Below are 9,131 nucleotides of genomic sequence, written 5' to 3' on the forward strand. Positions count from 1 at the left end.
ATTTTACAATACCCAAAGAATACATTCTGCTCTGGGGTATAAAACCCCTAAGCAGATCGAAGAGATGCTATTGGAAAAAGAAAAAATGGCAGCATAAAAAAGTCTCCTAATTTAAGTTGCAATTCCACAAAGGGTTTATTCGAAAAAAGAAACATAGAAACGGAAAAAAAAGATACGAAGTAAGGAAGTAAGAAAGGGTTCAGATTTAATCTGAACCCTTTTGCTTTTTATAAGGATTAAAGTTGCTCCCAAAAAGAAATCCCGAAGCGGGGAGCTTCGGGATTTTCACTAACTAACCAATTATTAACCTAAATTATGAATTACTTATATAACGCATATAGCTACCAGATGTTACAAGGTTAAGGTGATATTAACAAATTTTAACATTTACAATGGAGATTTGTTATTTAACATTCATTTAACTGTCACATAAATACACTATTGAAATTTATCACCTATATTTACAAAAAAATACTAGCTAATATAGACTAGGCAAGAAACAGAAGATCAATACCATTTTTACAACATCCCAATGAGTTCATCCATTAAGTTTAACAATGTCAATACATTGTTTTCCAAATCCCTTAAATTTAAAATTAACGATTATTTCAAGAGTACCTATAGAAAGAAAACCGGAAATAGACGGATTTTTATTAAAGCAGCAGTGCTGTTGACTACTTTTACGCTGTTATATACTATTTTGGTTTTTGTTCAACCGCATTGGGCTGTCAGTATCGTGCTTTGTTTGCTGTTCGGCGCAAACCTTGCTGCGATTGGCTTTAATATTATGCACGATGCAGGTCACAATTCATTCTCGGATAATAAAAATTTGAATACGATACTTTCCTATACGTTAAACCTGTTAGGTGGTAATATCTATTTTTGGAAGCTGAAACACAATATTGCCCATCACACTTACACCAATATCGAGGGAGAAGATCACGATATCGAAGTAAAATTTATGCGGATTCATCATGATCAACAATTGAAAAAACATCATCGTTATCAATCGTTTTATTTTATTTTCCTATATGGCGTTTCTTATTTAGCTTGGATTTTTTATCAAGATTATGAAAAATATTTTCGTCAGAAAATGGGAGGAAGTTCGGCGAAATTCCATTTTCCCCTACGCGAACGAGCTATCTTTTGGACAAGTAAGGTATTGCATTTTGCTATATTTGTGTTGATTCCTATGCTATATGTGGGATGGCTCCCCACATTAATCGGTTGGGGAATCGCGGGTGCGGTGTGTGGTATAAGTTTGGCGACTGTTTTCCAGTTGGCACATGTCGTTTCCGAAACAGAATTTAAAACATTAGATGAGTCGAAAGTAGAAGAAGAGTGGATGATTCATCAAATCCAGTCGACTGCTAATTTCGCAACGAAGAATAATGTATTGACTTGGTTGTTGGGAGGACTTAACTTTCAGGTAGAACACCATCTTTTTCCACGGATTAGTCATGTGCATTATCCGGCCATTAATAAAATTGTACAGCAAACGTGTAAAGAATATAATATCCAATATATCGAATTTAAATCTTTTCGACAGGCATTTTTGTCGCATGTTAAGGTTATTCATGCGATGTCCAGATAATTTTTTAAAACAGCTGATATACTTTGTAACAGATAGTTCAAAAAATGACGAAAAGTCTTTTATTTACAAATAATTAATATTACCTTTGATCGGACAAGGCCCTGCCTATGCTTTTTTGATGTCGTTTAAATTATTTTCGGGATCATCCTTAGCTTTTTCAGTTGCCATTTAAGTTATCATAAATATAGACAGCATTCGTGCTGATTGGCGATGAAACCCTCCGATCTGAACATCTTGATATATTACTGTTAACAAATAAAATGCATGGTTCTCTCTGGGAGCAAGCGATGTCTTGTGGAGATATCATAATTTAGAAGAAATGAGTTTTAATAATCTAGGGATAATAGACCCAATTATAAAAGCCGTCAATAACATTGGTTATTCAGCGGCTACACAGATACAAAAGCAGGTGATACCCCTTATATTGAAGGGTCAAGATATCATCGGTTGTGCCCAGACTGGAACAGGAAAAACAGCGGCGTTTGCTTTGCCCGTTCTTCAGTTGCTATCGTCAGATAGTAGAAAATACAAAACACCCCGTGCGTTGGTGCTTGTTCCAACTAGGGAGCTAGCTATACAAATTGACCAAAGTGTCGCACAATACAGTAAATATATTCATGTAAATCGTTTGGCAATCTATGGTGGTGTTTCTCAGGTTGCTCAAGTCGAACGTTTACGCAAGGGGGTAGATATGCTTGTTGCTACGCCAGGCAGACTGATGGATTTAATCAATCAAGGACATGTTAGTCTTACCCAAATTAAAATGCTGATATTAGACGAGGCGGATAGCATGTTGGACATGGGATTTGTACACGATATAAAACGCATATTAAAACATATTCCTCAAAAAAGACAGACACTCTTCTTTTCAGCAACGATGCCCAATGAAATTCGGAAGTTCGCCAATACCATTCTTCATCAACCAGCAGAAATCAATGTTTCTCCTGTATCGTCTACAGCGGAGAAAATTGTACAGTCTGTTTCTTTTGTTGAAAAGAAAGATAAAGCAGCGTTTCTGGCCAACGTATTACGAGGTAATGATGTGAAGCAAACCTTGATTTTTACACGTACAAAACATGGTGCGGATCGATTGGTCAGAATATTGGGTAAGGGTGGGATAGCTGCCGCTAGTATCCATGGAAATAAATCTCAGACAGCTCGGCAAAAGGCTTTGTCGTCTTTTAAAAATGGTAGTGTCCATATATTAATTGCGACCGATATAGCCGCTAGAGGAATCGATATTCAAGAGCTTCCGTTTGTGATCAACTATGACTTGCCGGTAGATTCGGAAACGTATGTACACCGTATCGGACGGACGGGAAGAGCTGGAAAGGAAGGAAAAGCGCTTTCCTTATGTAGTGAGGAAGAAAAACCCACCCTACTAAAAATTCAAAAATTAATTGGTTTTCAATTACCAATCGCCAAAGAAAGAAATAATAATTTATCAATAAACAATTAATATAATGCAAGAAGGAACAGTAAAATTCTTTAACGTTACCAAGGGTTTCGGTTTTATTACACCAAGCAATGGTGGTCAGGACATCTTTGTACATTCAACAGGTTTAGTAAGTGACGTACGTGAAAACGATAACGTAACATTCGATGTTGAGCAAGGTAAAAAAGGGCTTAATGCAGTGAATGTTCGCGTAGCGAGATAATGAGAAGAAAAATGGCAAGTTTTTAGCTTGCCATTTTTTGTTTAGCCTAAAAAATTACGGCTGTAGTTCTATTTCTGAAACCTGGTTCCCCTGTTTCGTGCGGATGTATTTGTATTTTACTTTTTGATTTACAGCCAAGACCATCCCTGCTAGCTTATCGTTAAAATAAACCGTTTCTCTGCTTAAATTGTCCCGGATAAAACCATAATGACCATCTTCGTTATAATAGGAAACTTTACCGTAAAGATATTCTTCCTCTATATCTGCTGGACGTATTAGATCTTCTTCTTTAAACTTGTACGGTTGTGTTGGCGGTGTATCGGAAATATTGCCGAATTCATCCACATAGGCAAACATTTCTTCCAATGATTTACCTTTGTTGTTAGATGCTTTGTTTAGTTCTCTTCTTTCTTGTTTTTCTTTTTTTTTCTGTTGCTGTTTTTTAGCAAGTTCTTTTTTCTTGAATGTAAGTTGATTTCTTGACATTAAAAGGGGTTAAAGTTATAAAATAATAAGGGTATAAATCTTATAAGAAGCCGATTGCTTAAGGATAAGAGATAGGTGCCTTTCTGAAATGTATACAAATATACGGATTTAAAATGGCAAAAGCAATTCAACTGTCTTTAGCGGAGGCGAGGTATTGTTGTAACATTTTGTAGGCTCTTCTTTTTATTTTATCACGCAGAACTTTGGGAGCTAATACTTTAATACATTCACCGAAACCTAATATTTCACGTTCCAGTTCAAAGTTCAATACTACGTCTAGCCGGATGAGAATACCACCATCTTCCTCGGTTTTCAAAAGTTGCTGTGATGCGTGTATAGGTTTCGTGATGACATAAGGAGCATTATACGCATCTATTTGTAGAATAACACGATGACCTCTGTCGCGTTCTGATTTTGTGACGCCAATCGTATCGGCATAATAACGTTCAAAATCAACACCATCATAAGAAACATAACCCGATTTTGCCATTTCTGCAACGTCTTCAATCCGATCGAGTGCCAACGTGACGAGTGTCTTGCCTTTTTTTGGTTTGCAAATGAGGAACCACCTGTTACGGTATTCTTTGAGTAAGTAAGGGAAATATATGGCTTCTTGTTTTGACTTGGATTTAAAGGATTTATACGTAATTAATAAAGGTCTCCTTTCTCGGATGGCTTTGTGAATAGGTGTAATCCAATTTAACCCTTTTAGTAATTTGTTGTTTTCCAGTTGTATGTAAGAGGTTGATTCGCTTTCCTGCTTTGATAAATTGTTTTCCAACCGAGCAATCACATCGCTCATTTCTTCGAAATAAGAAAAGCCATTAAGGTGTTTTAGTATATCCACGGCATCTTTCATTTTGGACATGTCATTATCTGACAATGGCAAGTTGCTGATGGAATAATTCGAATCCTCGTAAGTGTAGAACTTGCGCTTGATTACGATAATTGGCGCATTGTATCCCAATTTGTTGCTACGCATCAACTGGATATCACCCTGTATGGTACGTTTACTAACGCCACTATGTATGCCTTCCAATTCGTAAATACCATATGAAACTTTTTCAATTAGGTCATCTAATGTCCATTTACGATGTGTTTGTCGAAGACAATTGTCAATAATTTTGTATCGAATTAGCGCTAGTTTATTGATAGCCATACGTTTTTTCTGTTGATTTTGTTAAAAGTAAAATTAGAAGTTTTATTTTACTACGCAATATACTTGCGTAATATGGCTCCATGTAACCGTTATTTGTAGATATTTATTTTTGTATTTTATTGATTATTAGTGTTTTAAAATATTTTATCATTTTTCTTTAGTTTTTTATCTACTGCGTATAACGGCTGCGTAGTAGTGTTTGCATCTTTGTGATGTCAGGTATGACAATCGTTCTTTGATGAAAATAAGCATAAAGCTTTAAAGATATGTGTCGTGAGACGCAAAGATACCTCTTGATTAGAAATAGCGTCCTAGTCTCCTGTTTCGGTATAGCAGGATAGTGTTGGTTCAGTAGAATTCAATATGCTGGCAAAATGGATAGTCTTGAGGTGCAGTACTGGTATGTAGGTTCGAGTCCTACTCTTGAGTAATCGGGATAGCTAAACAGGTATAGCGCAGTAATCACGTTGTAGGTCGCAGGTTCGATTCCTGCTCCGTCTTAGACGAGATAGTTCAGTAGGTTAGAACAACAACACCAATCAAACGTGGGTTCGAATCCCACTTCTATAGCAATATAGAGTAGCATAGTGGACGAATGCACAGAACTTAGGATTCTGCTTTGATGAAGTTTAGACTTTCTTTCAAAAAGTCATGTTTTGAGCTTTTCGTCTTTTGTTCGGTTGCCTGTTGTTTTTCGCGTTGTAGTTAATAGAGATGCCTCGACGAACTTAGCGCGAGAGATAGGGGGAAAAATTGTAACCTTACTTTGCAATTTAAAACAAATGTTATGGGAGGTAAAGCCAAAATCCAGATATGCGATATTCCTGGATATGTCTTTCCAAACAAACCATTCCTTTTAAGTTCCGTTTGGAAGCAATGAACGAAACACGAAGAGCTTTTTGGAAAATGTAAATACTGTATAACAAAATAATAGAAATCATGAAAAAAGTAACAGTAAATGTAAATCAAGTCGGTTTGGTTGTTAAAAACAACGCCGTGGTACGTGTATTAGCGGCTGGTAAATACTGGTTGCGATTTGGGGAAAAAGTAGAAATTTACGATATGTCTAAAGCGTTCCAGACACCGCACGATATAGATGTGCTGTTACGGGTAGGGGGTTTCAAAGATTTCGTGGAGATAATGGAAGTAGCGGATAACGAGTTATGCATCATGTATGTCAACAATAATTTTAATAAAGTATTACCTGCGGGGCGTCATGTATACTGGAAAGGTTTACAAAATTACCGCTTCCAAATTGAAGATATTTCAACGATCGACATATCGCCTGCGGTGAGCCGCCAATTGTTAGAGAAACAAACATTAGCATATTATGTGCGTCAATACAAATTAGAGCCGTCCGAGAAAGGATTGTTGTTTGTAGATGGAACATTAGTAAAGATATTGGATGCCGGAACATACTATTGGTGGAAAAATGCAACCACTATTTCCGTAAGCAAAACGGATATGCGTGTAGCGACCATGGAGGTTTCCGGACAGGAAATCTTAACAAAAGATAAAGCACAAATCCGAGTCAATTTTTCTGTGCAATATCAAATACATGACATCGTGAAAGCGTTGTTGGAAAACAACGATTACGAAAAACAATTGTATATCTTGATGCAATTGGTGTTGCGTAAATATATTGGTCAAATGACGTTGGATGAATTGATGGAAAACAAAGCCGAAATATCCAGATACGTAATTGAGGTTACTGCTGAAGATGTGAAAGCATTGGGTTTAGTGATGTGGAATTGCGGTGTGAAGGACATTATCCTGCCAGGTGATGTGCGCGACATTATGAATCAGGTATTGATTGCTGAAAAACGGGCACAGGCCAATATCATTACACGTCGGGAGGAAACAGCCTCTACCAGAAGTTTGTTGAATACTGCAAAGCTGATGGAAGAAAATGCCATGTTGTTCAAATTGAAGGAAATGGAGTATGTGGAGAAGATTGCGGAGAAAATTAATAATATTTCCGTATCCGGCAACGGGCAAATAGTCGATCAGTTGAAACAATTGTTTGTGAAGTAAATGTTGCTAAAAAAGAGGCACAAGGAGTGACGGAAAGAGGTTTGTTGCTCCTTGCTTTAGGAATGGTATGATAATTAGGTGTATCTTGATCATACGTTAATGAGATTACACCATAACAACGAAAAAAATGGAGAACAAAAGAATTAATGGCAATGATTTGATTGCTTTGGGATATAAAGAAAATCATGCAATGGGTGTTGCATTGAAGATTAATAAAAAGAGATTAGGTTTTACGCGAGAACAAATGTTGGTTAATTTTAAAAATGTGCTCGACAATCCAGAATTGTATTTGGAAGATGCTATTTTTAAACCATTGGCAGAGATTTTATTGAAAATTGATACTATCGAAAAAGAAACGATTTCTTTGAAAGAAAAACCTGGCACTTATGCTGTGTATGGAGAAGAAAATATTGAGGAAGGTGCTAAAAAGCAAATGGATGTGGCCATGAAGCTGCAGGTTACTGTTGCTGGAGCATTGATGCCGGATGCACATCAAGGTTATGGTTTGCCGATTGGGGGCGTATTAGCTACAAAGAATGCTGTTATTCCTTATGGGGTAGGGGTAGATATCGGGTGCCGGATGGCGTTGTCTGTGTTTGATTTGCCGGCTTCTTACCTGGAAGATCACGCCGATAAACTGAAAAACATTTTAATGGAAAAAACACGTTTTGGTGCCGGACATGGTTATTTGAAACATGAAAGGGTAGATCATGAAGTCTTGGAAAATGCACTGTTTGAAACGCATGATTTCATCCGTCCGCTAAAGGATAAAGCTTGGACGCAATTGGGGTCTTCTGGGGGAGGAAATCATTTTGTAGAATTTGGAATGATAGAGTTTACCAAAGCAGACGACGTGTTAGGTGTGAATAAAGGTAAATACCTAGCGTTACTGACACATTCGGGTTCTCGAGGGCTAGGCGCGACGATTGCGGCGCATTATACCAAATTGGCGAAGAAACTATGTAAACTTCCTTATGAAGCTCAAAACTTAGCCTATTTGGATTTGAATACGGCTGAGGGTCAAGAATACTGGTTGGCGATGAATCTGGCGGGCGACTATGCTTCTGCTTGTCATCAGGTCATTCATGATAAAATTAAAACAGCCTTGGGAGTTGAGTTGCTGGCTAAAGTGGAAAATCACCATAATTTTGCATGGAAGGAGCAATTTAATGGGGAAGAAGTAATCGTTCATCGTAAAGGTGCTACTCCTGCGAGTAAAGATGTAATGGGGATAATTCCAGGTTCTATGGCGACGCCGGGTTTTCTGGTGCGGGGAAAAGGAGAAGAGTCTGCCATTAATTCGGCTTCGCATGGTGCTGGGCGTTTGATGAGCCGTACACAGGCTATTAAAACGTTGTCATCAACAGACTTAAAAGCAATGTTGGAAGATAATGGCATTACTTTGCTTGGTGCGGGAATGGACGAAGCGCCGATGGCGTATAAAGACATTCATACCGTAATGGCGGCGCAAGCAGGCCTAGTAGATACCGTGGCAACGTTTTCGCCTAAAATTGTGCGCATGGCGGATGATGGTTCCCGAGAAGATTAAGACGATTACTAAAAAATAGTACTAAATCCATAGGTTTTTCGTCGATATGGTTTATTTTTATGGATAAGCAAAATCAGAAAACTATGGAATTGTTTATGGTAGTTGTCGGCGGAAAACCGGAGGGAAGATTTACAGAGCAGCATGATGTTTTTTTTGGGATAGCGACAGAACTGAAGGAGCTCGTGCCTGCTATGTATGCATTTTGGCCAGCATTGGAAGGTAAGATGCATATAGACTCTTGGCGAAAAGTGACAAAAGTTGGTGGCTATGCCATTGATATTGTTCCGAAAGGCGATTATAAAGATGCGACGAGTAAAAAGCTCTATTTTGTGAATTTAGGAGGGTATAAACCTAATGATATGGAGGAGTATCATTATAAGCAGTTGGTCGTGGCTTCCAATTTGGGCGATGCCACCCGAGTAGCAAAGGAGTCAATCTTTTGGAAACATCACGAATCTTCCCATATTGATGATAAATATGGAATTGATGTCGATGATATTTATGAAGTAAACGATCTACTTAACTGCATTAGTTTCGATTTCATCTGACAGTTAAAGGGCAAACAAACTAGATTTGTAATGCGAATAACAAATTGAAGTTTAACCCCTTAACAATGTCAGACATGAATGTAGAGACAAAATTAATCAAAAG

General features: G+C 37.6%; 8 protein-coding genes. 6 read left to right on the forward strand and 2 right to left on the reverse strand.

What is annotated here, in order from left to right:
- Nucleotides 1–532 precede the first annotated feature (532 nt).
- From H8B06_RS20330 to H8B06_RS20340, 3 genes are all read left to right on the forward strand, one after another.
- Nucleotides 533–1,594: a fatty acid desaturase family protein gene (locus H8B06_RS20330; RefSeq protein ID WP_190996025.1), complete on the forward strand. Its 1,062-nt coding sequence runs from the start codon at nucleotides 533–535 to the stop codon at nucleotides 1,592–1,594.
- Between the two features lie 319 nt (nucleotides 1,595–1,913).
- Entirely contained in the window at nucleotides 1,914–3,053 is a 1,140-nt protein-coding gene (locus H8B06_RS20335; RefSeq protein WP_190996026.1) for a DEAD/DEAH box helicase, read from the forward strand.
- A gap of 4 nt (nucleotides 3,054–3,057) precedes the next feature.
- Nucleotides 3,058–3,252, forward strand: a complete 195-nt coding sequence (locus H8B06_RS20340; RefSeq protein ID WP_130139599.1) for a cold-shock protein — start codon at nucleotides 3,058–3,060, stop codon at nucleotides 3,250–3,252.
- 54 nt (nucleotides 3,253–3,306) lie between these two features.
- On the opposite strand, the gene H8B06_RS20345 is transcribed toward H8B06_RS20340, so the two are convergent.
- Nucleotides 3,307–3,738: a cold-shock protein gene (locus tag H8B06_RS20345; RefSeq protein WP_223857822.1), complete on the reverse strand. Its 432-nt coding sequence runs from the start codon at nucleotides 3,736–3,738 to the stop codon at nucleotides 3,307–3,309.
- 127 nt (nucleotides 3,739–3,865) lie between these two features.
- Nucleotides 3,866–4,897, reverse strand: a complete 1,032-nt coding sequence (locus H8B06_RS20350) for a helix-turn-helix transcriptional regulator (protein WP_190996027.1) — start codon at nucleotides 4,895–4,897, stop codon at nucleotides 3,866–3,868.
- Between the two features lie 939 nt (nucleotides 4,898–5,836).
- On the opposite strand from H8B06_RS20350, the gene H8B06_RS20355 reads away from it, so the two are divergent.
- From H8B06_RS20355 to H8B06_RS20365, 3 genes are all read left to right on the forward strand, one after another.
- The gene (locus tag H8B06_RS20355) at nucleotides 5,837–6,931 is read left to right on the forward strand and encodes a slipin family protein (protein WP_190996028.1); all 1,095 of its coding nucleotides are present in this window, start codon (nucleotides 5,837–5,839) and stop codon (nucleotides 6,929–6,931) included.
- 127 nt (nucleotides 6,932–7,058) lie between these two features.
- Entirely contained in the window at nucleotides 7,059–8,480 is a 1,422-nt protein-coding gene (locus H8B06_RS20360; protein ID WP_190996029.1) for an RtcB family protein, read from the forward strand.
- Nucleotides 8,481–8,539: 59 nt separating this feature from the next.
- On the forward strand, nucleotides 8,540–9,028 hold the full coding sequence (locus H8B06_RS20365; RefSeq protein WP_223857823.1) for a DUF1543 domain-containing protein: 489 nt from the start codon (nucleotides 8,540–8,542) through the stop codon (nucleotides 9,026–9,028).
- Nucleotides 9,029–9,131: the final 103 nt, after the last annotated feature.

The sequence above is a fragment of the Sphingobacterium micropteri genome (genome assembly GCF_014692515.1).
GTDB lineage: Bacteria > Bacteroidota > Bacteroidia > Sphingobacteriales > Sphingobacteriaceae > Sphingobacterium > Sphingobacterium micropteri.

What these genes read in the sequence shown, in the direction of transcription:
- H8B06_RS20330 (WP_190996025.1), top strand. Translation starts at nt 533, where the DNA reads ATGAGTTCATCCATTAAGTTTAACAATGTCAATACATTGTTTTCCAAA.
- H8B06_RS20335 (WP_190996026.1), top strand. Translation starts at nt 1,914, where the DNA reads ATGAGTTTTAATAATCTAGGGATAATAGACCCAATTATAAAAGCCGTC.
- H8B06_RS20340 (WP_130139599.1), top strand. Translation starts at nt 3,058, where the DNA reads ATGCAAGAAGGAACAGTAAAATTCTTTAACGTTACCAAGGGTTTCGGT.
- H8B06_RS20345 (WP_223857822.1), bottom strand. Translation starts at nt 3,738, where the DNA reads ATGTCAAGAAATCAACTTACATTCAAGAAAAAAGAACTTGCTAAAAAA.
- H8B06_RS20350 (WP_190996027.1), bottom strand. Translation starts at nt 4,897, where the DNA reads ATGGCTATCAATAAACTAGCGCTAATTCGATACAAAATTATTGACAAT.
- H8B06_RS20355 (WP_190996028.1), top strand. Translation starts at nt 5,837, where the DNA reads ATGAAAAAAGTAACAGTAAATGTAAATCAAGTCGGTTTGGTTGTTAAA.
- H8B06_RS20360 (WP_190996029.1), top strand. Translation starts at nt 7,059, where the DNA reads ATGGAGAACAAAAGAATTAATGGCAATGATTTGATTGCTTTGGGATAT.
- H8B06_RS20365 (WP_223857823.1), top strand. Translation starts at nt 8,540, where the DNA reads ATGGATAAGCAAAATCAGAAAACTATGGAATTGTTTATGGTAGTTGTC.